Source organism: Actinoalloteichus sp. GBA129-24 (assembly GCF_001941645.1).
In the GTDB taxonomy this organism is placed as follows: Bacteria; Actinomycetota; Actinomycetes; order Mycobacteriales; family Pseudonocardiaceae; genus Actinoalloteichus_A; species Actinoalloteichus_A fjordicus.
This window is the reverse complement of sequence record NZ_CP016077.1, coordinates 2,812,552-2,837,283: the sequence shown is the minus strand read 5'-3', so window position 1 is coordinate 2,837,283 and position 24,732 is coordinate 2,812,552. Positions and strand designations below refer to the sequence as shown.

The following is a 24,732-nucleotide window of genomic DNA, read 5'->3' as shown; positions in this document are numbered from 1 at the left end:
GGAGCATGGCCAGGTGACTGCGCCGCCGCAGAACGTGCGCTTCGCCTTTCAGCCGCTGGTCAATCTCGCCACCGGCGGAATCGTCGCGCTTGAAGCCCTGCCCCGGCCACACGGGGGCGAGATGCGCGAACTGTTCCGTCAGGCCGTCGCGGCCCGCAGGCTCACCGAACTCGACGTCGAGTTGGCGGTGGGCGCCGCCTCGGCGGCAGCGGCAGGCGGTACCCGACTGCCGCTGCACCTCAATGTGCTCGCCGGGACCGTCGCCTACGACCAGGAGCGGTTCGACCAGCTGGACGCGACGCTGGCCGAGGCGGGCAGGCCGACGCACCAGGTCACCCTGGAGATCGGCGCGCCGTTCTACCGGCTGGACCCGGAAGCCCTCTTACAGGGGTTGGGCAGGCTCCGGGATCGCGGCTACCGACTGGCGCTCGACGGACTCGGCCAAGGTGATGCGTCGCTCCAGCTCGTCACCGCCGGTGCGATCGACATGCTCAAGCTCGATCCGACGCTGACCGCCGATCTCGGGGCCGTGCCGCAGCGAGCCGCGTTCCTGGAGTCGATGGCGTCCTTCGCCGAGCGAGCAGGCCTGCAGCTGGTCGCCCAGGGCGTCGAGAACGAGGACCAGCTCACCCGGCTGCGCTCGGGCGGCATCGCCCTCGTCCAAGGCGACCTGATCGCCCCGGCCTCCCGCAGACCGATGTCGCAGCTGGCGGTGACCTCGGTGCTGTCGGAGCTCACCCAGGTCCAGGCGCCCCGGATCGCGGCCCGCTCGGCCGGACCCCGGATCACCGACTTCCTCCAGCCCGCGGTGCCGCTGCCCACCACCGCGACCGCCGAGGAGGTGCGCGTCGTCTTCGCCGACCATCCCGACAGCACCAGCGTCGTGCTGCTCGACGGGACGGGCCGACCCCACCGACTGGTCGACCGCAACCGCTTCCTGCTGGCCGTCACCGGTCCGTACGGGCACGCGCTGCACGCGCGACGGGAGGCGTTGCGGCTCGCGGAGGAGCCGAAGCTGGTGGGCACGCACAACACCGTGGTGGAGGCGCTGGACCTGGTCGCCGACTCCGGGCCGGACCAGATGTACGTCGACCTCGTGGTGGTCGACGAGGCCGGCCGCTGCCTCGGCGTCGTCCGGGCCGGTGACCTCTTCCGGGGCGTCGCCGAGCTGAAGGTGGAGCAGGCCGCCACGCTGAACCCGCTGACCCGGCTGCCCGGCACCGACACGGTCGCCGTGGAGATCGATCAGCGACTCCTGGACGGCGACGCGTTCACCGTGAGCTGGCTGGACATCGACGGCTTCAAGGCAGTGAACGACACGGTCGGCTTCGCGGCGGGCGACGAGCTGATCCGCTCGCTGGGCAGGCACCTGACCGACCTCGCCGCGTCGATGCCCGGAGTGATCGTCGGCCACGTCGGCGGCGACGACTTCCTGGTGGTCTGCGAACTCGACCAGCTCATGCCGCTGGGCGCGGAGGTGCTGGACGCCCGGCGGCAGGCCGAGGACGTGGTGGTCACGGTGTCGCTGGCCTCGCTGGTGTGCGCGCCGGGGACGGTGGTCGATCACTACGACGCCTCCCGACGCCTGTCGCCGCTGAAGGCGCGAGCGAAGCGGCTGCTCGGGACCAGCTGGGTGGTGGGCCGGTCGACCTCCGACCAGGTCGACGAGCTGCGCGGCACGGCGCCGCCGGTCGCCCCGCAGGGCACACCACGGGCCCAGACCCCGTCCCGCAGGCGCGCGATCGGCTGAGGAACGAGCGCGGTCCGCTCCGCCGGCGTCGCAACCTGCCGGGCGACCGCCGAGGGCAGGCAGGGCAACACGGTCGCCACCGCAGAGATCGGCGCACAGTGCGGAGGCGCAGCCCGCTCGGTGTGGTGGAGAGGCCGAGCGGGCCTTCGCTCGATCTGTCTCGGTCGGATGCCGCCGGTAAGTCAGGCGGCACCAGGTTCGTCGTGTTCATCGTTCTCGTCGGACTCGTCACCCTCGTCCAGAGCCGTGGCCCTGGCAGGGTCGTGCCAGACGATGCGCGCGTCGATGTGATCCTCTGCGCTCCGGAAGCCGAGCAGCGCGTTCTCCGGCCTGGCGAGGATCATGCGACACGTCCGGTCGGCGGAGACGAGTTCGGCATGGTCGGGAAAGGCGAAACCCCAGGCGGCGATCCGCGCATCGGCACGCTCGCCGTACTCCTCGACGACGGCGAACAATCGCGGAGCCTCGTCGGCGACGATCTCAGCGAGGATCTCGGCGAAGGTCTCCTCGTCGCACAGGGGTGACGGGGTGCCGGGGGAAGACTGATCGTCTCGGCGCGGTGCAGTGGCGGGAGTCGTCATTCATGCTCTCCTTTTTGATCTTGCCGACGTCCTACGGGATGCCCACCCAAGGAACGCGAGCGGTAGTTAGCAGTATGGTTAGACGTCTAACGGTCCGAAATCCCCAGGATGGGTGATGTGGGCCTGCCAGCCTCACGGCACGATGAAGCCCGTTCGCGGGCAGAGAGGTACTGAAGTGGTCGGTCGTGGTGATCCATCACCGCTGCGGTGGTTGATCGGTGTCGAGCTTGCGCGTTTTCGGAATGCACACCGGCTGGCGTTGAGCGAGGTCAGCGCTCGACTACAGATGTCACGTGCGAAGGTCGGGCATCTAGAGACCGGACATCAACAACAATCCCCTGACGACATCGCGGCCGTGCTGAAGCTTTACGGTGCCGAGCAGCGTGACATCGACCGACTGACCTCTTTGGCGGGCCGGGCTGACGATGCGACGTGGTGGGCGGCATGGGCGAACCTCGTGCCCGACTGGCTGAAGACCTTTGTCGGCTTGGAAGGACTGGCCGCGCGGGAGTTCGTCTTCGAACCGTTGATCATTCCTGGTCTCTTGCAGACCGAGGCGTATGCGGAGATCGTCACGGCGGGCACTCCCCGGGTGCGTGCCGACCACGGCGAACGATTCGTGGGCTTCCGTATGGCGCGGGCGCGCCGCCTCAGCGAAGGCGACCATCCACTCCATCTGCACGCTGTGATCGGGGAAGCTGCTCTGCGCCTGCGAGTGGGCACTGCCGAGGTGCGTCGTGATCAGCTGAGTCATCTCGTACGGATGGCGGAGCTGCCCAACGTGACCATCCAGGTCCTCCGGCCAGAAGACGGGCTGCACACCGCGATGACCGGCCAGTTCGTGGTCTTGGACTTCGACGAGGCGCGGTCTATCGCCTACGCGGAGCTGCATGACGGTTCCGTCTACGTTCAAGATCCCGACCAGGTGCGCTCCTATAGCCTGGTGGCAGAGAACTTGCAGCGTGTCGCGCTCGGCCCCACCCAGTCGTCGACGCTGATCAAGTCGATGACCGAGGCCTAGGGACTCAAGCGGAGGAGAGCCATGCACACGTCAGCTCAAGCGAGTGGTGGCTGGCGGACGTCCAGCCGGAGCGCGAACAACGGCACCTGCGTCGAGTTGGCCTGCTTAGGGACCACCCACGCGATCCGCGACAGCAAGTCGCCAGACACCGGAACACTGTCCTTGACGTCCGTCCAGTCCGCTGACTTCTTCGCTGCGGTCAAGGCCGGCGTCTTCGACAGACGTCGCTGAGAAATCACGAGAGACGAACGGCCGGGTCCGGGCCCCAGGACAATACTGCGGCCGGACCCGATCGGGTCCGGCCGCAGTGGGTGACGACTCCCCCGGAGTCATCACCTGCCCCGAGACGGGGTCTCTCCTCAGACGGTGAAGCCAAGCGCGCGCAGCTGCTCGCGGCCCTCGTCGGTGATCTTCTCCGGGCCCCACGGCGGCATCCACACCCAGTTGATGCGGATGTCGTCCACGAGCCCGCCACCGGGGCCGCCGGTGAGCGCCGCCCTGGTCTGGTCCTCGATGACGTCGGTCAACGGGCACGCCGCCGAGGTCAACGTCATGTCCAGGGTCGCCACGTTGGCCTCGTCGACCGTCACGCCGTACACCAGGCCGAGGTCGACGACGTTGATGCCGAGCTCGGGGTCGACCACGTCGCGCATGGCCTCCTCGATGTCCTCGACCTCCGGCTTGTCCGCACGGGGAGCAGGCGGCTCGGGGAGTCCCTCGACCCCGCGCTGCACCTGCTCGGCCTCCTGGCCGGGATTCTGGTCTGCCACGCTGGTCATGCTGTCCTCACCTCGTCGACGACGCGGCTCACCGCGTCCTTGAACGCCATCCAGCCCAGCAGCGCGCACTTGACCCGCGCCGGGTATCTCGCCACCCCGGCGAAGGCGATGCCGTCGCCGAGGACGTCCTCGTCAGGTTCCACCTTGCCACGTCCCTGCATCAACTCCAGGAACGCCTCGGAGACCGTCAGGACCTCGGGCAGGGGGCGGCCGACGACGAGGTCGGTCAGCACCGAGGTCGAGGCCTGGCTGATCGAGCAGCCCTGTCCCTCGTAGGAGACGTCGAGGACGGTCGCGGCCGGGTCGTGGGCGGACAGGGCGACCCGCAGAGTCACCTCGTCGCCGCACATGGGGTTGACCTGGTGCGACTCGGCGTCGAACGGCTCCCGCAGGCCGTGGCCGTGCGGGCGCTTGTAGTGATCCAGGATGATCTCCTGGTACATCTGGTCGAGCTGCATGTCAGGCCACCCCCGCAGGCGACGTCAACCCGCCCGAGTCGACACCGAAGAACCGGCGGGCCTCTCGGACGCCCGCTACCAGCGCGTCGACGTCGGACAGGTCGTTGTACAGGTAGAAGCTGGCCCGCACGGTGGCGGGAACCGCCAGCCTGCGATGCAGCGGCCACGCGCAGTGATGTCCGACCCGCACCGCGACACCGAGGCTGTCCAGCACCTGCCCGGCGTCATGGGGGTGGATGTCGGCGATGGTGAAGGACACCGCCCCGCCCCGGTCGACGGTGTCGGTCGGCCCGACGATCCGCACGCCCGGCACCTCGCCGAGGCCTGCCAGCGCGGCCTCGGTCAGCGTCCGCTCGTGATCGGCGATGCGGTCCATCCCGACCACCCGCAGATAGTCCACGGCCGCGCCCAGCGCCACCGCCTGCGAGGTCATCGGCACGCCCGCCTCGAACCGCTGCGGCGGCGCGGCGAAGGTGGAGGCCTCCATGCGGACGGTCTCGATCATCGAGCCGCCGGTCAGGAACGGGGGCAGCACCGCCAGCAGCGCTCGCCTGCCGTACAGGACGCCGACCCCGGACGGACCGAGCATCTTGTGCCCGCTGAACACGGCGAAGTCCACGTCCAGCGCGCGCAGGTCGATCGGCGCGTGCGGCACGGACTGACAGGCGTCCAGCACGGTGAGCGCACCCACCCGGCGCGCCAGTGCCACCAGCTCCGCCACCGGGTTCACCGTGCCCAGCACGTTGGACTGGTGGGTGAAGGCGACGACCTTGGTCCGCTCGGTGATCACCGTGTCGGCGGCGGACAGGTCGAGCCTGCCCTCGTCGGTGACGCCGAACCACTTCAGCGTCGCACCGGTCCTGGCACAGAGCTGCTGCCAGGGCAGCAGATTGGCGTGGTGCTCCATCTCGGTCACCACGACCTCGTCGCCGGGACCGAGTCGGAACCGCTCGGCCGCAGGCCCCGCCGTCGCCGCGTTGCCCATCGCGTAGGCGACGAGGTTGACGCCCTCGGTGGCGTTCTTGGTGAACACCACCTCGTCGTCGGCGACGCCGACGAACGCGGCGATGCGCGCCCTGGCCGACTCGTAGGCGTCGGTGGCCTCCTCCGCGAGCTGGTGCGCGCCTCGGTGCACCGCCGCGTTGGAGGTCTCCAGGAACGCCCGTTCCGCGTCGAGCACCTGCCGGGGCCGTTGCGAGGTGGCGCCCGAGTCGAGGTAGACCAGCGGCTTCCCGTCCCGCACCGTCCTGGCGAGGATCGGGAAGTCAGCCTTGATGCTCGCGATGTCCAGCGGTGTCGCCGTGGTCGCCATGGCCGCCGCCTCCTTCTGTGTCACGATCCTCGCCCGTCTCCCTCGCCTGCCGTCCAGCCGGTCGTCGACCTCCGCTCGCGATGACGTCGTCCGCAGCGGACGAGGACGGCGGAGGCCGAGGACAGCGGCATCAGACGGCGGCGGTCTCCTTGCTGCCGGTGAACCGCACGTAGCCGTCCCGCTCCAGCTGGTCGGCCAGCTCGGCGCCGCCCGACTCCACGATGCGACCGCCCGCGAACACGTGCACGTGGTCGGGGGCGATGTGCTTGAGGATGCGGGTGTAGTGGGTGATCAGCAGAACGCCCCGGTCACCGGTCGCGGTGTAGCGGTTGACGCCGTCGGAGACGACGCGCAGCGCGTCGACGTCCAGGCCGGAGTCGGTCTCGTCGAGGATCGCGAACTTCGGCTTCAGCAGGTCGAGCTGGAGGATCTCGTGACGCTTCTTCTCACCGCCGGAGAAGCCCTCGTTCACGCTGCGCTCGGCGAAGGACGGCTCGATGTCGAGGTCCGTCATCGCCTGCTTGACCTCCTTGACCCAGTGCCGGATCTTGGGGGCCTCGCCCCGGACCGCCGTGGCGGCCGAGCGGAGGAAGTTCGACATCGACACGCCGGGGACCTCGACCGGGTACTGCATGGCCAGGAAGAGGCCTGCGCGTGCCCGCTCGTCGACGGTCATCTCCAGCACCTCCTCGCCGTCGAGCAGCACCGAACCCGAGGTGACCTGGTACTTCGGGTGGCCCGCGACGGCGTAGGCGAGGGTGGACTTGCCGGAGCCGTTCGGACCCATGATCGCGTGGGTCTCGCCCGCGCGCACCGTCAGGTCGACGCCCTTGAGAATCTCCTTGGGCTCGTCGTCGGTGGACACCGAGACGTGCAGATCCTTGATTTCCAGAGTGGCCATCGGTCTTCGTTCTCCTGGTCTCGCGGTGAAGTCTGGGAAGGGTCCGAGCGGACGGCGCGGCAATCAGCCCGCGACCCGGACTGCCGGGTCGACATGGACCCAGCCCTCATTGATCTCGGCCGGGAACACCGCCACCGGATCGGTGGCGGGCAGGCCGGTCGGCGCCCCGGTGCGCAGGTGGAAGCAGGAGCCGTGCAGCCAGCACTCCAGGGCGAGCCCGCCGCGCCGGGTGACCAGCTCTCCCTCGGAGAGCGCCACCTCGGCGTGGGAGCACACGTCGTGCAGTGCATGCACCTGCTCGCCGTCCCTCACCAGGACGACGGGGACGCCGTCGGCCTGGACGCGAACGGGGGTCCGCTCGGCCAGGCCTGCCGCCTCGCACACCGGGGTCATCGTCATGTGCCGACCGCCGCCAGCTCGGCCTCGATCGCCGCCTCCAGCCGCTCCCGGACCTCCGGAACGGCGATCTTCTGGAGGATCTCGCCGAAGAAGCCTCGGACGACGAGCCTGCGGGCCACGTCGACCGGGATGCCCCTGGCCTGGAGGTAGAACAGCTGCTCGTCGTCGAACCGACCGGTGGCGCTGGCGTGGCCCGCGCCCTGGATCTCCCCGGTCTCGATCTCCAGGTTGGGCACCGAGTCGGCGCGGGCACCGTCGGTGAGGATCAGGTTGCGGTTCAACTCGAAGGTCTCGGTCGCCTCGGCCGCCGCCCGGATCAGCACGTCGCCGATCCACACGGTGTGCGCGCCCTCGCCCTGCAGAGCGCCCTTGTAGACCACGTTGCTGCGGCAGTTGGGCACCGCGTGGTCCACCAGGAGCCGGTGCTCCAGGTGCTGCTCGGCATCGGCGAAGTACAGCCCCAGCAGCTCGGCGTCGCCGCCCCGCTCCCGGTAGGTGACGGTGGACGCGATGCGCACCAGGTCGCCGCCCAGCGTGACCGCGAAGTGGCGCAGCGTGGCGTCGCGGCCCAGTGCGGCGTGCTGCGAGCCGACGTGGACGGCGTCGGCCGCCCAGTCGTGCACGGTGACGACGACCAGGCGCGCGGAGTCGCCGAGCACGATCTCCACGTTGTCGGCCAGCGCACCGGAGCCCCGGTAGTCCAGCACGATCGTGGCGTCGGCGAAGGCCTCGGCCCGCAGCTGCACGTGCCCGTAGGCGGACCGGCCCTCGCCGGGCCCGGTCACCGTGACGGTGATCGGGTCGGCGGGACGCGCGTCCCGGGGAACCGTGACCAGCGTGGCCTCGGCGAATCCAGACCAGGCCTGCGCGGCCACCCGGTCGGCGGGCACCCCGCCGTCGCCCAGGCGAGAGTCGGAGCGGTCCACGGTCTCCACCGTCACCGGCGCCTCGGCCGTGACCTCGACGGTGATGCGGCCGTCGGCCGTCGCCGATCCGTCGTGCAGGCCCGCGAGCCTGCGCAGCGGGGTGAACCGCCAGTCCTCTTCGCGACCGCCGGGGACCTCGAAGGCGGCCACGTCGTAGGAGGTGAAGCGCTCGCCCCTGGAGGACTGCGGGATCACCGGTCCACCGTGCGAGTGGCCCTTGCCCGCGACGCCCGGGGTGACGTCCGTGGTGTCAGTAGGTGTCGCCATCTCAGCCGACGGCCCCTTCCATCTGCAGCTCGATCAGGCGGTTGAGTTCCAGCGCGTACTCCATGGGCAGCTCGCGCGCGATGGGCTCGACGAACCCGCGCACCACCATGGCCATCGCCTCGTCCTCGGTGAGACCGCGCGACATCAGGTAGAAGAGCTGCTCGTCGCTGACCTTGGACACGGTCGCCTCGTGCCCCATCGCCACGTCGTCCTCGCGGACGTCGACGTAGGGATAGGTGTCGGAGCGACTGATCGTGTCGACCAGCAGCGCGTCGCACTTGACGGTGGACTTGGAGTGGTGCGCGCCCTTGTTCACCCGCACCAGACCTCGGTAGGAGGTCCGGCCGCCGCCCCTGGCCACCGACTTGGAGACGATGGTGGAGGAGGTGTGCGGGGCGAGGTGGGTCATCTTGGCGCCCGCGTCCTGGTGCTGGCCCTCGCCGGCGAACGCGATCGAGAGCACCTCGCCCTTGGCGTGCTCGCCCATCAGGTAGACCGACGGGTACTTCATCGTGACCTTGGACCCGATGTTGCCGTCGATCCACTCCATGGTCGCGCCCTCTTCGGCCTTCGCGCGCTTGGTGACCAGGTTGTAGACGTTGTTCGACCAGTTCTGGATGGTCGTGTAGCGACAACGACCACCCTTCTTCACGATGATCTCCACGACCGCCGAGTGCAGCGAGTCGGAGCTGTAGATCGGCGCCGTGCAGCCCTCGACGTAGTGCACGTAGGCACCCTCGTCGACGATGATCAGCGTCCGCTCGAACTGGCCCATGTTCTCGGTGTTGATCCGGAAGTAGGCCTGCAGCGGGATGTCGACCTGCACGCCCTTCGGCACGTAGATGAAGGAGCCGCCGGACCAGACCGCCGCGTTCAACGCGGAGAACTTGTTGTCTCCGGCGGGGATCACCGAGCCGAAGTACTCCTTGAACAGCTCGGGGTGCTCCCGCAGACCGGTGTCGGTGTCCAGGAAGATGACGCCCTGCTCTTCCAGGTCCTCCCGGATCTTGTGGTAGACGACCTCGGACTCGTACTGAGCCGCGACACCGGCGACCAGCCGCTGCTTCTCCGCCTCCGGGATGCCCAGCCGGTCATAGGTGTTCTTGATGTCGGCAGGCAGGTCTTCCCAGCTGGTGGCCTGCTTCTCCGTGGAACGCACGAAGTACTTGATCGCGTCGAAGTTGATGCCGGAGAGGTCGGCGCCCCAGTTCGGCATCGGCTTGCGATCGAACAGGCTCAGACCCTTGAGACGGGTCTGGAGCATCCAGTCCGGCTCGCTCTTCTTGCCCGAGATGTCGCGGACCACGTCCTCGTTCAGACCTCGACGAGCACTGGTGCCTGCGGCATCGGAGTCGGCCCAGCCGTACTCGTAGGTGCCCAGCGTGGCCAGCGTCTCCTCCTGGGTCAGCGGCTGCTGGCCCGTGGCGGTCGGCGCAGTGGTGGGTGTTCGCTGCTCGGCAGCGGCAGTCATGCGGGTTCCCCTCCATCCGGATTCGGGGCTGTCTGAACTGGTGTCGCGGGAGCGGGCACCAGACGGGTGGGTGATCCGCCGGACTGTTCCGGCCGATCGGTGTGCTCCGACGCTCGGTCGACGAGCGGGACGTGCGTGGTGCACGCCGCGTCACCGCGAGCGATGGTGGCCAGTCGCTGAACGTGGGTGCCGAGCAGGTCGGCGAACAACGCCGTCTCGGCCTCGCAGAGCTGCGGGAACTCCGCCGCGACATGCGCCACGGGACAGTGATGCTGGCAGAGCTGCTCCCCTGACCCGACGCGACGAGTCGAGGAAGCGTAACCCTCACGGGTGAGCGCCTCGGCGAGAGCTTCGGCGCGCGTCGCGGGGTCGGGTGCGGCGGACACCGCTCCCCGATGCCGGTCGACCAGCTCGGTCACCCGTTGCCGGGCGAAGGCCGTCACGGCCTGTTCCCCGACGTGTTCGGCGAGGAACCGCAGCGCGGCCACCGCCAGGTCGTCGTAGGCGTGACCGAATCGAGTGCGTCCCGCCTCGGTGAGCAGGTAGAGCCGGGCAGGCCGCCCTCGGCCGCGCGGACCTCGGGGAGCCTGCCGCGTGCAGGCCTGACCGTCGGCGATCATCGCGTCCAGGTGTCGGCGCACCGCCGCCTGCCCCAGGCCCAGTTCCTCGGCGATGGCGGCGGCGGTGGCGGGCCCGTGTTCGAGAAGCAGCCTGGCCACGGTGTGACGAGTCCGGCCCTCGGAGAAGGACACGGGCGTCGCCGGGGTCTGAGCAGGCGAGGCCCCCGACGGCAGGTCGCCCGGCGGCTCCTGGCTGCCTGCGGCCCCCAGTCTGGACGACCCCGCATCGGACGACCCCGCGGCCGACGACTCGGACGGCCCCGCAGGCCCGCCCGCCGCCGTCATCTCGGAGGCGCCCCCGGCCGGAACCGACCGCGCGCGCTGGACCGCGCCGGGCACCGGGATAGGGTGCTCGGCGTCGTTCGCAGCCCCAGCGGGCGACCCGACGAATTCCACAACGCGAATGTTACCTAATTCGCCAGGGCGATCAACCAGCAGGTCCTCCGGGGTGAGTGTCGTCACGGCGCCGCCGTGCTCCGCGTGCTGCCCGCCGCCGCGCTGCGACCGACCGGCCCCTGCACTCCCCCGCGTCACTCGGTGCACGGCCGTCGGCAGACTCCACGAGGGTTTCCCCAGGCGGCGACGAGATCGATCTTGCCGCCCCCGGCGCAGCGGGTTCCGCACCAGGCGCGCGCCACGACGAATCCCGACCCGCATCGAGAATCACCGGCGCATTTCCGACGCGCCGAGGAACTTGCCCCATCCGGCATCCGCGAACACTGCGTCACGGCTACCCTTCTGCCCCGTGATGTCGGGCGAGGCGATCGGCGGTCGGGCGATCAGCAGAGGTTCAGACGACGAGGAGCAGGCGACCGACTCGCCGACGACATCCGCCGCCGCTCCGGCGAAGGCGGCGGACCGGCGCTCCGGCGTGGACTCGACCGGAGACGGCACGACCCCCGCCGACCCCGCGCAGACCGACTGCCCCGCCGGACCACCGGGATCGCTGGACGCGAGCGAGCACCGCAGCCTGGACGCGGTTCGTCGCTTCGGCACCGTCGCCGCGCTGCTGATGGCCGTCGGTGCGCTCGGGGCGGGCGCCGCCCCGGTGATCAACCCTGTCTCCGGCGTCCGCTTCCTCGGGCTGCTGTCGCGGATGCCGACCGTCGCACTCGCGATCACCTACACCGGGATGCTCATGCTGGTGGCGTCCTGGCTGTGGCTGGGCAGACTCGCCAGACCGGGCCGGGAGCGCCTGCTGTCCAGAAGCCAGATGGACCGCACGCTGGTGATGTGGACGCTGCCCTTCGTCGTGGCGCCGCCGATGTTCAGCCGCGACGTCTACAGCTACCTGGCACAGAGCGAGATCGCGGCGCGCGGCATGGACCCCTACGAGCTGGGACCGGCCACCGCACTGGGGGTCGACGACCCGCTGACCAGGGGCGTCACCAACATCTGGCGGGAGACTCCCGCGCCCTACCAGCCGCTGTTCCTGTTCCTGTCCCGTGGCATCACGGCGATCGCCTCGGACAACGTCGTCGCGGGCATCCTGCTGCACCGCGTACTCGCTTTGGCGGGCTTCGCCTTGATCGTCTGGGCGCTGCCCCGGCTGGCCCGCCGCTGCGGAGTGCAGCCGGTCTACGCGCTCTGGCTCGGCGCCGCCAACCCGTTGCTGCTGTTCCACCTGGTCAGCGGCATCCACAACGAGGCGCTCATGATCGGGCTGATGATGGCCGGCCTGGAGATCGCCCTGTCTCGCTCGGTCTGGGTCGGCGCGGTGCTGATCTCACTGGCTGCCATGATCAAACTCCCTGCGGTGCTGGCGCTGGGCTTCCTCGGCGCGATCATCGCGCGCCGCAACGGCGGCCGGATACCGGACCTGCTGCGCATCGCCACCGGCTTCACCGCCGTGTTCGTCATCGTCACGGTCGGGGTGTCGATGGGCAGCACCCTGGGCTTCGGCTGGATCGAGGCGCTGAGCGTGCCCGGCTCGGTGCGCAGCTGGCTGTCCCCGGTGACCGCCGTCAGCCAGACCAGTGCCGGGCTGGGCATCCTGCTCGGCGTCGGCGACCACACGGACGCGGTGATCTCCCTCGCACGGGCCATCGGCTACAGCCTCGCGGCGACGATCTGCGCCCGGCTGCTCTGGTCGGCCTTCCGGGGCCGGATCGAGCCGTTGGCCGGGCTGGGCGCGGGGCTGGGCTCGGTGGTGCTCCTCGGCCCGGTGCTGCACCCCTGGTACCTGCTCTGGGCGGCGATCCCGCTCGCCGCGTCGAGCACTCGACTGCGGTTCCGGCTCACCGCCACCGCGTACTCCGCCGTGGTGGCGCTGCTGGTGTTCCCCACCGGGTCCGGGTTCGACAGTCGCACCTATGTGGTGGCCCAGGCGCTCCTCGCCGCCGTCGCGGTCTTCCTGCCTGCGATGTTCGCGATGCGAAAGCGGATTCCTCGGCGTGAGCCGCTGCTGCATCCGGCGGCACCACCCCATTGAGCTAGTCTCCAGCGTCGTGACCCCCACCGCCGACCAGCCTGCCGTCGAGGTCGAGGATCTGGCCAAGCGGTTCCGCTCCACCGTGGCGGTCGACGGACTGAGCCTGCGGCTCGACCGAGGTCAGGTGCTGGCGCTGCTCGGCCCCAACGGCGCGGGCAAGACCACCACCGTCGAGATCTGCGAGGGCTTTCAGCGCCCCGACGCCGGGCGAGTGCGGGTGCTGGGCCTCGATCCGATCGCCGATGCGAACGCGCTGCGCCCCAGGGTCGGCGTGATGCCGCAGGGCGGCGGCGCCTATCCCGGCGTGCGTGCCGAGGAGATGCTGCGCCTGGTCGCCTCCTGTGCGGCGCACCCGCTGGACGTCACCTGGCTGCTGACGACCCTCGGACTGGACAACGCCCGTCGAACCCCGTTCAAGCGCCTGTCCGGCGGCCAACAACAACGTCTCTCCCTGGCCTGCGCGCTGGTGGGCAGGCCCGAACTGGTCTTCCTCGACGAGCCGACCGCCGGTCTCGACCCGCAGAGCAGGCATCTGGTGTGGGAGCTGATCGAGGCGCTGCGCGCCGACGGGGTCAGCGTGCTGCTCACCACACACCTGATGGACGAGGCGGAGCGCCTGGCCGACCGGGTGGTCATCGTGGACGGCGGCTCCGTCGTGGCCGAGGGCAGCCCGGCCGAGCTGACCAGTGAGGACGACCAGCGCCTTCGCTTCCGCTCCCGAGCCGGGCTCGACCTGGCCCTGCTGACGACCGCGCTGCCCGACGGATACACCGCCCAGGAGATCAGCGCGGGCGAGTACGCGGTGTGCGGGATGATCGATCCGCAGGTCGCCTCCACCGTCGCGGCGTGGTGCGCCCGCCACGAGGTGTTCGCCCAGGACATGCGACTGGCCCGGCGCAGCCTGGAAGAGGTCTTCCTCGAACTGACCGGACGGGAACTTCGCTCGTGACCGAGATCGTCAGCCCCGCCACCCGGTTCTCGCCGGGGAGCTTCCGACCCGATCCCGGACGCGGAAACCTCGTCCGGATGCTGCTCGTCCAGGCCAGGACCGAACTGCTGCTGACCCTGCGCCACGGCGAGAATCTGCTGCTCACGCTGTTGATCCCGCTCGCACTGCTGATCGGGTTGAGCACGCTGGACGTGATCGACCTCGACGAGCCGCGCATCGACGCGCTCGCTCCCCGCATCCTGGCACTGGCGGTCATGTCGACGGCGTTCACCGGCCAGGCCATCGCCCTCGGCTTCGATCGTCGGTACGGCGTGCTCAAGCGGCTGGCCGCCACCGCGCTGCCGCGCTGGACCCTGGTCTGCGGTCGGGTGCTGGCGACCTTCGGCGTGGTCGCCGTCCAGCTCGTGGTGCTCGGCGGCGTCGCGCTGCTGCTCGGCTGGGCCCCGAACCTGGCGGGCCTCGGCTGGCTGCTGCTTCTTCTCGTGCTGGGGACCGTGGTCTTCGGCGCGCTCGGCGTGCTGCTCGGCGGCTCGCTGCGAGCCGAGGTGGTGCTGGCGCTGGCCAACACGGTGTGGTTCGCCCTGCTGCTCGCGGGCGGCGTCGTGGTGCCGCTGGACGTGCTGCCCGACGGGGTCGCCTCGGTCGTGTCCTGGCTGCCGTCGGCCGCCTTCGCCGAGGGCATGACCTCGGCCGCGACGGCGGGCGTCGGCCCCGGCTGGCAGCCCGTCGCCGTGCTGGTGGGCTGGGGCGTCGGCGCCGGGGCGCTGGCGATCCGCACCACGCGACTCACCTAGGACGTCGTGCCCGCCCCGTCGGCGACACGTCGACGGGGCGGGTGCACCGTCTGCTCAGACAGGCGGCCGGTTGCGGCAGGACACTGGCGGCCTCGCCACGAGAGTGCCGCTCGGTCGGCTCGGACGTCCGGACGAGGTCCCGCCGCAGTGGTCTTCCTCACCACCGCCGGGGGCGGTTTCAACGTCGGCTCGAAACTGGACATCGACGGGGGCGAGCACAGTTCTGCTCACGACATGCTGCGGCGTGCGGCGCCGAGGTGCTGCACGCCGCCCGCGATCGGCGCAGGCGAGCATGGCCGCTTCACCGGGCACCGAGACAGACCGGTCACGCCTCGCCCGACGCCAGGAGCGATTGCTCGCGGCAGCCCCGGACCGCCCGGCGGGTCACCACCACGCTTCAACGCAGGCGGACGGCGAGTGAGGGAGCCCACGACGCCCAGGGGCGGCGTGCGGCCCGAAGGTGAACGAGTCATACGATGCGTGCCGTGCCGCAGCGAGATGCCTTCTCCCGTGTGACCGATCGGCTTCCCGATGTGGGATCGCGGGTGATGCGGCTCCTGTTCCTCGTCAACCTGATCTGCCAGACGGTCATCGCCGTCACCGGATCGGTGGTCCGAGTGACCGGCTCGGGGCTGGGCTGCGAGTCGTGGCCGGAATGCCACCCCGGCAGCATGGTGCCGGTGCCGCATCCCGAGCTGAACGCGATCACCCAGTGGATCGAGTTCGGCAACCGACTGCTGTCGGTGGGGATCGGGCTCGTCGCGCTCCTCTGCCTGCTCGGCGCCCTCGGTCTGCGCCCACGACGGCCCAGGATGATCCGACTCGCCCTGGTGACGCTGGGCGGGACGCTGCTACAGGGCCTGATCGGCGGCATCACCGTCTGGATGGACCTGCGCTGGTGGACCGTGGCGACCCACCTGCTCGTGTCGATGGGACTGGTGTGGACGGCCGGCCTGCTGCTCCGTACCGCGGGCGAGGGCGATCGGGAGGCCCGACTACTGGTGCCTGCGTCGATCCGAAACCTGGTCGGCACCGCAGTAGGGGTGCTCGGCGCGCTGTTGATCATGGGCACGCTGGTGACGGCGGCGGGCCCGCACGCCGGCGACGCGAACACGCCGCGACTCCAGCTGCCGATCGACGTGCTGGCGCAGGTGCACGCCGAGCTGTTGTTCCTCTTCCTCGGCATGCTCGTCGCCCTGGCCTTCGCCTTCCGCGCCGTCGAGGCCCCGGCGAGGGCGTGGCGCGGCTACTGGTGGCTTCTCGGCGTCGTGCTGGCGCAGGGCGCGATCGGCATGGTGCAGTACTGGACCGGGGTTCCCGAGGTGCTCGTGACGCTGCACGTTCTCGGCGCCGCGCTCGTCGTGGTGGCCTGTGCCTGGCTCTGGACGACCCTGCGCGATCGGGGCCCGGCGCCCGCCGTCTTCGACGCGGCCCGGCAGAACACGAAGCCGACGACCCGGCGCGGCGAGTTCGCGTCCACGAGCTGACCGACCGCGCGCCCACCGACGTCGAACAGGCTCGGCAGCGAACGACGGGAGGCAGGATCAGCGGCGAGTGCGACGTTCGGCCTCCCAACGGGTCCACAGCTCCGGAAGCTGGTCGGTGAGCCAGCCGTAGAACTCGCTGACCTCCCGAAGTCGCGCCGCGCGCTGCGAATTGCCCGACAACAGGCGCAGGCCCTCCTTGGTGAGGTCACGGGCGCGCGCGACCCGGTCGAACCGGTCCTGCACGAAGCCCGGCCAGCGATGCTCCTCCAACCGGTAGAGCGCTGCCTCCCGACCGCGACGAGTCGTCTTGCTGACCAGACCGGCCCGCGCGAGCAGCCGGATGTTCGTGCTCACCGAGCCGCTGCTGGCGTCCACCGCGGCGGCCAACTCGGCGGCCGTGCGCTCCGGCGGATCGCAGATCAGCAGGTAGCCGAGAATCCGCCCCGCGATCAACGGCATCCCCTCCTCGACGTAGAAGGCGGCCACCCGCTCGATCCAGTTCGCCGCCGGAGTGGAGTACGTTCCGCGCTCGGTCATCGACTGCTCCCTCGACTGGGATCAAGTTCATTCGACACTGAAGGAACGGTAGTACCTGAATGATCGACTGACAAGCATCGGTGATCCAGGACCAGGTGTCGGCGGCGAGCGAACAGGTGCGGAGATCACCCGATGCCGCTCACGGCGACTGTTCTCGGGCGGTCCGACGAACACCGCCCTGGTCGGCCCTCGGGTGCACGGCAGGCGTCGAAGGTCCGGCAATGCCAGCTGCGGTGGGGTCCGCCGGGACGCGGCGCGGTCGGCCTCGGAGCCGGGCTCGAGATCGGCGGACTCCGAGACGTCTCGCGCGGAGCGGTCGGTCGACCGTCAGTCGTCGAGCAGCATGGAGCGCACGGCGGCGGCGAAGCGCGCCCTTGCCGAGGCGTCGGTCAGTCGCAGACCCAGCAGCGGCTCGCTCAGCTCCAGTTCCAGAAGCAGCGGGCTGCCCGTGTCGTCGGCGATCAGATCGACCCTGGCATAGAGGAGGTCCTCGCGACGCAGGCCCAACCGTCGGGCCGCGACGGCCAGGGCGGTCTCGGCGACGGCGCGGTGGGCCTCGCTCGCCCGCCCGGGCCGCACCACCTCGGCGTCGGCCAGCCGAGCCTGAGCACGGGCCGGTCCGTCGTCGAGCATGGCGGGCTTGTGGAACGCATGCGAGAAGACGCCTGCGAAGAAGACCACCGCGGTCTCGCCCTCGGTGTCCACACTGGCCTGGTAGGGCTGGATCAACGCCGTCGAACCCGCCGCGTGCAGAGCAGCCAGGTGCGTCGCCGCCTCGGCGTGGCGCGCCGGGGTGAAGCGACCGACCTCGACCGAGCCTGCACCGACGGTGGGCTTGACCACGAACTCCGTCGCAGGCCACGTCGGCCGCTCGCCCGGCGCGACCACGCTGCTCGGCACCACCGCCACCCCGGCGGCGGCCAGGTCGACCAGGTAGCGCTTGTCGGTGTTCCAGCGAACCACCGACGCGGGATTGGCCAGCCGGGGAACCGAGTCGCACCAGGCCAGGAACGCGTCGAGCCTGCGCATGTAGTCCCACGGGGAACGCAGCAGCACGAGGTCGGCGGCGGCGAAGTCGACGGCGGGATCGTCCCAGCGGACCCAGGCGGCGGTCAGGCCCTCTTCGGCGAGCGCGTCGATCAGGTCCGCATCGTCGGTGTACCCGCCTGGCAGATCCCGACAGGTCACCAGCAGGACGCGCGGCGCGGAGGTCACCCGGCCCGCCTGCCCGCCATCCGGTTGCGGTGGGCGGGCCCGATCGTCAGGGCTGCGGTGGTGTCCCGATCCCAGTCCGACACGGTCAGGCCCTCGACCTGCTCGCACAGGGCCGTCCCGGTGGCGACGTCGGCCACGATGACGTCGCCCAGGGCGCCGTCCTCGCCGACCAGGGTCACGCGGGCGCCCGTGCGCCCGAGGTGGGCGACCACGGCGCGCGCCGTCTTGCCGTGATCGGCGAGGAACCGGCGGGCAGCGGACACGGCGGCGGGTGGCACGACGGGATCCTGCGTCAGCTGCTCAGACATGTCCTCGAGCCTAGGCGGCGCAGCAGGGGCGAGCCGAGCCGCCTTGATCTGGATCACACTTCGAGGCGGGATCGCAGCGGGGCGCCGTCGACGGGACGCCCTCGTTCACGGGCCGGTCGCGGGGTGTCGAGCGACGCGCCTACCGGCCGCGACCGGCCGGTCGACCCACACGGGCGAGCGGCGACCAGAACAGCAGGCACGGTCCCGTCGACCGGCGTCCCGACGGGCAGGGCAGGCCGTGCGGCGGCGCGCCGTCGCCGCGAGCCTGCGGCGAGCCGGGGCTGATCCGATCTCCCGAACACAGCCCGGCGGCGCGGCGATCCCGCCCGGAGTCGTCCGATCTCGAGCCGATCGATCGCAGGACTTTAGCAAGGCGAACGGTTTAAGGTCGTCGCATGAGCGACCACCCCACTCCCCCGCTGACCGGCCTCGTCGACGACTATCTCGGCTGGTACTACGACCGCCATCCCGTGCACGCGGCCATGCTGGGCTCCGAGGCGCACCGGCACACGCTGGGCGACTTCGCCGGCTCGGCCCTCGAAGCGGTCGAGGGCGAGCAGGCGCAGTGGCTGCGTCGTTTCGAGGGGATCGAGTCCGCCGCACTGTCGGTCGACGACGCCGTGGACCGCGACCTGTTGATCGCCACCCTGCGGGGCGCCGCGATCCACGCGCAGTGGCCGTCATGGCGTCGCGATCCCTCGGTCTACACGGGACCGATCTTCAGCAGCCTGTTCACCACCTTCCTGCGCGGCGGTGCCCCCGAGTCCGAGCTGGTGGCCTCGGCCCGCAGCAGGCTCGCCGAGGTGCCCGCCGTGCTGGCGGCCTGTCGCGCCAACCTGGACCCCGAGCTGTCCGCCCCGTTACTGGTCGGCCGGGCACTGGATCAGGCACGCACCGGGCGGGAGTTCCTCACCTCCTCGCTGCCCGCGATGGTGACCGATCCCGGCCTGCGGGCCGAGCTGGCCGAGGCCGCCGCACCCGCCGCCGAGGCCTTCGACACCCTGGTCGCGTTCCTCACCGAGTTCGCCGAGCGCGCCAGGGGCGACTGGCGGATGGGCGAGCAGAACTACTCCGCCCTGCTGCTGGACAAGGAGCTGCTCGGCTACGACACAGCGGAGCTGCACCGACGCGGACTGGCCGCCCATGCCGCGCTCGAGGCGGAGATGCGGGAGGTCGCGCAGCGGGTGCCGGGCGGCTCGGCGGACTGGCGAGCGGTGATGGAGCGTCTCCAGGACGACTACCCGCCCACGCTGGAGGCGATGCGAGCGGAGTACGCCACCGAGACCGAGCGGGCCAGGCGCTTCCTCGTCGAGCGCGAGCTGGTATCCTTCGCCGAGGGCGAGCGTTGCGAGGTCCTGCCGTCGCCCGCCTTCCAGCGGCCGATCCTGTCGGTGGCCTACTACATGGCGCCGCCCCCGCTCACGACCTCGCGACTCGGTCACTTCTTCGTGCCCTTCACCCCGGAGGGCTTCACCGAGGAGCAGGTGCGCCAGCGGCTGAAGACCAATGCCCGCGCCCAGATGCCGACGATCGCGATCCACGAGGCCTACCCCGGTCACCACTGGCACCTGTCGTGGGCCGCAGGCGGGCCGCGTCGCGTGCGCAAGACCTTCCGCACGCCCTACTTCAGCGAGGGCTGGGCGCTCTACGTCGAGACGATGATGCGGGAACAGGGCTACTTCACCGATCCGGCGCACGAACTGGGTCATCTGGAGGCGCGGCTCTTCCGGGCGGCACGCATCGTGGTGGACACCGCGCTGCACACCGGTGAGATGGAGATCGCCGAGGCGGAGCAGTTCATGGCCACCAAGGCAGCGCTGACGCCGGGCACCGCCGTGGGCGAGGTGCGCCGATACTGCTCCTGGCCGACGCAGGCCCCTTCCTACCTCACCGGATGCCTGGAGATCGAGTCGATCCGCGCCGACTATCTCGCCGCCGGGCGCGGTTCGCTGCGGACCTTCCACGACACGATCGCGGCCTCCGGCGCACTGCCGCTCGGGCTCGCGCGGCGAGTGGCCCTGGAGAGCTGAGCCGAGTGACGTCCGATCAGACCCGACGAGCGCGCAGCCTCTCGCGCGCCGTCGGAGATCGGAGTTTGATGAGCCGGGCGGATGATCCACCTGCGCCCGGCCCGCCTCGGCCGGGCAGGCAGGCGGGCCGGGGCGGTAGACGACGAGCGAACGGGAGAACATGATGCGGGCGATCCAGGTTGCGGCGCCGGGCGGACCGGAGACGCTGGCCTCCGTCGAACTGCCGGACCCGACTCCGGGACCGGGTGAGGTGGTGGTGGCCAATACCGCCGCCGGAGTCAACTTCATCGACACCTACCAGCGGTCCGGGGTCTACCCGGTGTCCTATCCGTTCATCCCCGGCCAGGAGGGCGCGGGCCGGGTGATCGGGCTCGGCGAGGGCGTCACCGAGTTCGCCGAGGGCGACCGGGTGGCCTGGGGCAAGGGCACCAGCAGCTACGCCGACCGGGTCGTCGTGCCCACGGCCGATCTGGTGCGGCTGCCCGAGTCGATCGACGAGCGCACGGCCGCCGCCTTGATGCTGCAGGGCCTCACCGCGCACTATCTCGCGGTGTCGACCCACCCGATCGCCTCGGGTGAGACGGTCCTGATCCACGCGGCGGCGGGTGGGCTCGGCCTGCTGTTGACCCAGCTCGCGGCGACGCGCGGGGCGCGGGTGATCGCCACGGTGTCCACGGCGGAGAAGGAGGCACTGGCCAGGGAGGCGGGCGCCGCCGAGGTGATCCGCTACACCGAGACCGACTTCGTGGCGGGGGTTCGAGAGCTGACCGACGGCGCCGGGGTCGACGTGGTCTACGACGGCGTCGGGAAGGACACCTTCGACGGCGGGCTGAAGGTACTGCGGCGACGCGGCCTGATGGTGTTGCTCGGCGGTTCCAGCGGACAGGTCCCGCCCGTCGACCTGCAACGACTCAACTCCAGCGGGGCTCTGTACGTGACCAGGCCCTCCCTGGTGCACTACCTGGCGGAGCCGGGCGAGCTGGCCTGGCGCGCGGGCGAGCTGTTCGACGCCGTGGCCGCAGGCGCCCTGCGGGTCCGCGTCGGCCACGAGTATCCGCTGGCCGAGGCGGCGGCGGCGCACACCGCCCTGGCGAGCCGGGGCACCACGGGGAAGCTGTTGCTGCTGACCTGACGACGACGGCAGACGGCCCCGCCGATCCGTGGATCGGCGGGGCCGCGCGGTCGATCGTGCGTCGCCGAGCCTCAGGAGGCCGGTGCGGTCTCCAGGACGTCGACGACGAAGACCAGCGTCTCACCGGCGAGCCGCTCCCCGCTGCCTGCAGGGCCGTAGGCGAGCTCCGGCGGGATGATCAGCACGCTGCGGCTGCCGGTCTCCAACCCGACCAGACCCTCGTTCCAGCCCTGGATGACCTGGGCCGCCCCGACGTTCTCCACCGGGAGCGTTTCGTTGCGGGCAAACGAGGAATCGACCGTATCCCCAGTCGACCAGAGCGTAAGCTGATAGTCCATCACCGCAGTGTCTCCCTCGGCCACTGCAGGATCCTCGCCCGGCTCCAACGGAATGATCACCAATTCATTCGGCGGACCGCAGTCCTCGGGCACGGTCACTTCAGGGACCGTGCCAAAGCCGCCAACTACCTCGACCTCCTCGCCGCTGCACGGCGGCAGGTCACTGTCCATCTCGTCAGTGGCGAGGCTCGTCGTTGGTGTCTGGACGTCGTCCGTGCGCGGCGGGTCGGCAGGTTCCTCCGCCGATGTACAGGCAGCGACCAGTGCCAGAGCCAACAGGGACAACCCGACGGGAGCAAGTCTGCGCATAGTCAACCACTGTACGTTGGCACACAGCGCATACAAGCACCTACCCGCCCGCTGCAATTTTGTATCGCCACTTCGAAAACATCTCACAACGAAGAGTCGCGTCCCGGCATGCACGCAAACAACCAGGACGCGAACCCTGCGCAGCCTAACGGGTGCTAACGCACGCTCCAGCCACCCACGCCGTCAACATCGGAACACGGACGATCTCATACCAGAATTCATACACTGGCCCACCGGGAACACATGTGTAACTACCAGCATACGCGGACCCCTGAATACTTCGACATTCCCCCACCCCGAGCGAGACCGGGGAACTGTAATTCGTGCCGGGTCCAGTTCGAACTCTCACCGGACCAAATTCACTATTTCCACACGCTTGAGTCTGCATCAATTCCTGCTCGTACGCGTGACCCAGCTCATCCGGCGACGACGCGGCCGCCTGAGAAAAAGAACCTAACTGAATAAGCACGACCACCATCAGCCCAATCAGCGCTCTAACAGGTCTACTCGACAACGTCATCACGAATTCCTTCCATTTAATATCAGCGCAACATCAATCCTGATTGTGAATCACCCAGAAGGGAAGAGCAAACGACACAGATCACACGAATAGAGTACACCCCCTCAGGAGGAATCACCCATTCGACGGCAGCCTCGAGCTCGCCCTTATCAAAGATTTCGACAGATTTCTATTAAAATTTCCAGCCTCTCGCAAATTGAGTTAAGACTCTTGGCTAGGATGGTGCCGAGGCGTTCTCAGCACCAGCCAGGCGCATCCCACTCGGCGATCGGGTGTCTCGAACGGTGCCCCCCGACTCCGCTCGACCCTGCGGCCTGTCCCGGTGGGCGGAGCACGACGGCATCGTGTCCCCGCCCATCGACTCGATCGGCCCCACGCCCGGACGCTCAGCCCCCGGCTCGCCGCATGGGAGGCAGCCGCCGGGTCAGCGGGATCGCGATCAGCGCGACCACGAGGTTCGCGATCAGCGCCAGGGTGAAGGCCCGCGTGGCGTGCGCGGGGTCGACCACGCCCTCGACCGGGCCGAGCAGCGTGAAGAAGATCAGCCCGATCACGGCGATGCCCAACGACATCGCGATCTGGATGAGGGTCTCCATCACGCCGGAGGCGGCGCCCGCCTCCCTCGGCGGCACGGCGCTGAGCACCGCGCCCAGCAGCGGGCTCACGCCGAGCCCTTGGCCGAAGCCGATCAGGATGAGGCTGGGGATCATCGCGGGCCCGGTGAGGTCCGGACCCAGCACCGCCGAGGTCCCGATCAGCAGCGCGGTCCCCGCCGCATTGAGCACGTAGCCGAAGGTGAGGACGCCGTTGCCGAACCGGGGTGTCAGCCTCGGCGCGACGACGGAGGAGATCATGAAGGCCGCCGACAGCGGGACGAAGACCAGTCCCGCCCCGAGCGCCGACATGCCCAGCCCGGTCTGCAACTCCAGCGTCAGCAGCAGGAAGAGGGCGGCGTTGCCCGAGAAGAAGGCCAGCGCGATACCCGAGCCCGCCGCGAAGGGTCCGCTGCGGAACAACGCCGGATCGGTGAGCGGATCGCCGCCGCGTCGGGCCACCCGGTTCTCCCAGGCCACGTAACCGATCAGGGCGGGCACGGAGGCCGCGAGCAGCACCGTCGTCCAGACCGGCCAGCCGATCTCCCGGCCGATCACCAACGGCAGGACCAGCATGCCCAACGCCACGCTGACGATCACCGAGCCGACGAGGTCGAGGCGGGGCGGGGAGTCCGATCGCGTGCGGGGCAGCACCCGCCACGCACCGACCACCGCGAGCAGGCCGACCGGCACGTTGATCAAGAAGATCGTCCGCCACCCGAGTCCGAACAGGTCGGCGCTGGTCAGGATGCCGCCCAGGACCTGTCCGGCGATCGAGGCGAGGCCGATGGTCGCCCCGAAGACGCCGAAGGCCATCGTCCGCCGCCGACCGCTGAACGCGGTCTGCAGGATGGAGAGCACCTGCGGATAGAACAGCGCGGCGCCGACGCCCTGCGCGACGCGGAATGCGATGAGCGCACCGGGACTCGACGCCAGCGCACAGGCCGCCGACGCGACGATGAACACCAGGACGCCGACGATGAAGGTGGGCCGGTAACCGCGGATGTCACCGAGCCTGCCGCCGGTGATGAGCAGCAGACCGTAGACGAGCGTGTAGCCGCCGACGATGAGCTGGATCTCGGCGAGGTTCGCCCCCAGGTCGCGTTGGATCGACGGGATGGCGACGTTGACGATGAAGGAGTCGAGCAACGCGAGGAAGGTGCCCGCCATGGTGACGAGCAGAATCCAGAACTGTCTCCGCTCCTGGCTGTCCACCGCAGTGTCGACGTCGGCACCGGAATGCCCCGAGGCGACCGACGACACGCCTTCTTGAATGGTCACGAATTCTCCTGATCTGCGCGAGAGAGGCTGCCCATGCTCGACATGGGCAGGAATTCACTGATTGCCGACTGCGATCGACCGGACGACGAGTCAGGCGGCGAGGGAAAGGCCGTCATCCGACTCGGTCGCGATCCCGAAAAAGTCGGTGTTCGCTTCGTCGTAACCGACTTGACCAGCATCGACCGTCGATCGCCTTGCTGAGATGAATGGTGAGTTCACCCTGGGAACAGCCGAAGGGAGATCGCCATCGATCATTCTTCGAGCGGCGGACCCTCCATTCTGATTGACGTCTCACCACGGACTCGGACATCGTCCTCGACGCC

23 protein-coding genes are annotated in these 24,732 nt (G+C 70.0%); 9 read left to right on the top strand and 14 right to left on the bottom strand.

Translation table 11 applies throughout. The annotated features are described in order from the left end of the window. Nucleotides 1–13 precede the first annotated feature (13 nt). Nucleotides 14–1,750 carry a GGDEF domain-containing protein gene (locus UA75_RS12700; RefSeq protein ID WP_075740421.1) on the top strand — a complete coding sequence of 579 codons (1,737 nt, stop codon included), beginning with the start codon at nt 14–16 and terminating at the stop codon, nt 1,748–1,750. 182 nt (nt 1,751–1,932) lie between these two features. Here the strand turns inward: UA75_RS12700 and UA75_RS12695 are convergent, their stop codons facing one another. Then, nucleotides 1,933–2,331: a hypothetical protein gene (locus UA75_RS12695; protein WP_232237731.1), complete on the bottom strand. Its 399-nt coding sequence runs from the start codon at nt 2,329–2,331 to the stop codon at nt 1,933–1,935. A 142-nt stretch (nt 2,332–2,473) separates the two neighbouring features. Here UA75_RS12695 and UA75_RS12690 point away from each other — a divergent pair, with 142 nt between their 5' ends. Together UA75_RS12690 and UA75_RS34480 are read left to right on the top strand one after the other, a co-directional pair. Next, nucleotides 2,474–3,352: a helix-turn-helix domain-containing protein gene (locus UA75_RS12690; protein WP_075743737.1), complete on the top strand. Its 879-nt coding sequence runs from the start codon at nt 2,474–2,476 to the stop codon at nt 3,350–3,352. A 96-nt stretch (nt 3,353–3,448) separates the two neighbouring features. Next, the gene (locus UA75_RS34480; protein WP_232237837.1) at nt 3,449–3,583 is read left to right on the top strand and encodes a DUF397 domain-containing protein; all 135 of its coding nucleotides are present in this window, start codon (nt 3,449–3,451) and stop codon (nt 3,581–3,583) included. Nucleotides 3,584–3,711: 128 nt separating this feature from the next. On the opposite strand, the gene UA75_RS12680 is transcribed toward UA75_RS34480, so the two are convergent. The 8 genes from UA75_RS12680 to UA75_RS12645 all read right to left on the bottom strand — a co-directional run bounded on the left by UA75_RS12680 (nt 3,712) and on the right by UA75_RS12645 (nt 10,824). Then, nucleotides 3,712–4,131, bottom strand: coding sequence for a metal-sulfur cluster assembly factor (locus UA75_RS12680; RefSeq protein WP_083683160.1), 420 nt, complete (start codon nt 4,129–4,131; stop codon nt 3,712–3,714). Further along, nucleotides 4,128–4,589 carry a Fe-S cluster assembly sulfur transfer protein SufU gene (gene sufU, locus UA75_RS12675; RefSeq protein WP_075740419.1) on the bottom strand — a complete coding sequence of 154 codons (462 nt, stop codon included), beginning with the start codon at nt 4,587–4,589 and terminating at the stop codon, nt 4,128–4,130. Before sufU ends, UA75_RS12680 begins: the two co-directional genes overlap by 4 nt. A gap of 1 nt (nt 4,590) precedes the next feature. Further along, nucleotides 4,591–5,901 (bottom strand): cysteine desulfurase, encoded by a 1,311-nt coding sequence (locus UA75_RS12670; protein WP_075740418.1) that lies wholly within the window; start codon nt 5,899–5,901, stop codon nt 4,591–4,593. A gap of 130 nt (nt 5,902–6,031) precedes the next feature. Then, nucleotides 6,032–6,802, bottom strand: coding sequence for a Fe-S cluster assembly ATPase SufC (sufC, locus tag UA75_RS12665; protein ID WP_075740417.1), 771 nt, complete (start codon nt 6,800–6,802; stop codon nt 6,032–6,034). Between the two features lie 63 nt (nt 6,803–6,865). Continuing rightward, entirely contained in the window at nt 6,866–7,201 is a 336-nt protein-coding gene (locus tag UA75_RS12660; RefSeq protein WP_075740416.1) for a non-heme iron oxygenase ferredoxin subunit, read from the bottom strand. Then, entirely contained in the window at nt 7,198–8,394 is a 1,197-nt protein-coding gene (sufD, locus tag UA75_RS12655) for a Fe-S cluster assembly protein SufD (protein WP_083683159.1), read from the bottom strand. The genes UA75_RS12660 and sufD overlap by 4 nt, the downstream gene beginning before the upstream one ends. Before the next feature lies 1 nt (nt 8,395). After that, a complete protein-coding gene (gene sufB, locus UA75_RS12650) occupies nt 8,396–9,865 on the bottom strand; it encodes a Fe-S cluster assembly protein SufB (RefSeq protein WP_075740415.1) in 1,470 nt (489 codons plus the stop codon). Then, nucleotides 9,862–10,824, bottom strand: a complete 963-nt coding sequence (locus UA75_RS12645; RefSeq protein WP_318533297.1) for a metalloregulator ArsR/SmtB family transcription factor — start codon at nt 10,822–10,824, stop codon at nt 9,862–9,864. The genes sufB and UA75_RS12645 overlap by 4 nt, the downstream gene beginning before the upstream one ends. Before the next feature lie 409 nt (nt 10,825–11,233). Between UA75_RS12645 and mptB the strand changes: the two genes are divergently transcribed. The 4 genes from mptB to UA75_RS12625 all read left to right on the top strand — a co-directional run bounded on the left by mptB (nt 11,234) and on the right by UA75_RS12625 (nt 16,146). Further along, nucleotides 11,234–12,916 (top strand): polyprenol phosphomannose-dependent alpha 1,6 mannosyltransferase MptB, encoded by a 1,683-nt coding sequence (gene mptB, locus UA75_RS12640; protein WP_198043098.1) that lies wholly within the window; start codon nt 11,234–11,236, stop codon nt 12,914–12,916. 16 nt (nt 12,917–12,932) lie between these two features. After that, on the top strand, nt 12,933–13,865 hold the full coding sequence (locus UA75_RS12635; protein WP_075740414.1) for an ABC transporter ATP-binding protein: 933 nt from the start codon (nt 12,933–12,935) through the stop codon (nt 13,863–13,865). A 77-nt stretch (nt 13,866–13,942) separates the two neighbouring features. Then, on the top strand, nt 13,943–14,659 hold the full coding sequence (locus tag UA75_RS12630) for an ABC transporter permease (RefSeq protein ID WP_083684028.1): 717 nt from the start codon (nt 13,943–13,945) through the stop codon (nt 14,657–14,659). A 485-nt stretch (nt 14,660–15,144) separates the two neighbouring features. Then, nucleotides 15,145–16,146, top strand: a complete 1,002-nt coding sequence (locus tag UA75_RS12625; RefSeq protein WP_232237730.1) for a COX15/CtaA family protein — start codon at nt 15,145–15,147, stop codon at nt 16,144–16,146. Between the two features lie 57 nt (nt 16,147–16,203). Here the strand turns inward: UA75_RS12625 and UA75_RS12620 are convergent, their stop codons facing one another. The 3 genes from UA75_RS12620 to UA75_RS12610 all read right to left on the bottom strand — a co-directional run bounded on the left by UA75_RS12620 (nt 16,204) and on the right by UA75_RS12610 (nt 18,206). Continuing rightward, nucleotides 16,204–16,683 carry a GbsR/MarR family transcriptional regulator gene (locus tag UA75_RS12620; RefSeq protein WP_075740412.1) on the bottom strand — a complete coding sequence of 160 codons (480 nt, stop codon included), beginning with the start codon at nt 16,681–16,683 and terminating at the stop codon, nt 16,204–16,206. A 327-nt stretch (nt 16,684–17,010) separates the two neighbouring features. Next, nucleotides 17,011–17,898, bottom strand: coding sequence for a hypothetical protein (locus UA75_RS12615; protein ID WP_075740411.1), 888 nt, complete (start codon nt 17,896–17,898; stop codon nt 17,011–17,013). After that, on the bottom strand, nt 17,895–18,206 hold the full coding sequence (locus UA75_RS12610; RefSeq protein WP_075743731.1) for a hypothetical protein: 312 nt from the start codon (nt 18,204–18,206) through the stop codon (nt 17,895–17,897). Before UA75_RS12610 ends, UA75_RS12615 begins: the two co-directional genes overlap by 4 nt. A gap of 395 nt (nt 18,207–18,601) precedes the next feature. Between UA75_RS12610 and UA75_RS12605 the strand changes: the two genes are divergently transcribed. Together UA75_RS12605 and UA75_RS12600 are read left to right on the top strand one after the other, a co-directional pair. Further along, complete coding sequence (locus UA75_RS12605) at nt 18,602–20,236, top strand: DUF885 domain-containing protein (RefSeq protein ID WP_075740410.1); 1,635 nt, start codon at nt 18,602–18,604, stop codon at nt 20,234–20,236. Between the two features lie 160 nt (nt 20,237–20,396). Further along, nucleotides 20,397–21,368 carry a quinone oxidoreductase family protein gene (locus tag UA75_RS12600; protein WP_075740409.1) on the top strand — a complete coding sequence of 324 codons (972 nt, stop codon included), beginning with the start codon at nt 20,397–20,399 and terminating at the stop codon, nt 21,366–21,368. A 71-nt stretch (nt 21,369–21,439) separates the two neighbouring features. Here the strand turns inward: UA75_RS12600 and UA75_RS31750 are convergent, their stop codons facing one another. Continuing rightward, nucleotides 21,440–21,877, bottom strand: a complete 438-nt coding sequence (locus UA75_RS31750) for an FKBP-type peptidyl-prolyl cis-trans isomerase (RefSeq protein ID WP_198043001.1) — start codon at nt 21,875–21,877, stop codon at nt 21,440–21,442. Between the two features lie 1,044 nt (nt 21,878–22,921). After that, nucleotides 22,922–24,409 (bottom strand): MFS transporter, encoded by a 1,488-nt coding sequence (locus UA75_RS12590; RefSeq protein ID WP_075740407.1) that lies wholly within the window; start codon nt 24,407–24,409, stop codon nt 22,922–22,924. Nucleotides 24,410–24,732: the final 323 nt, after the last annotated feature.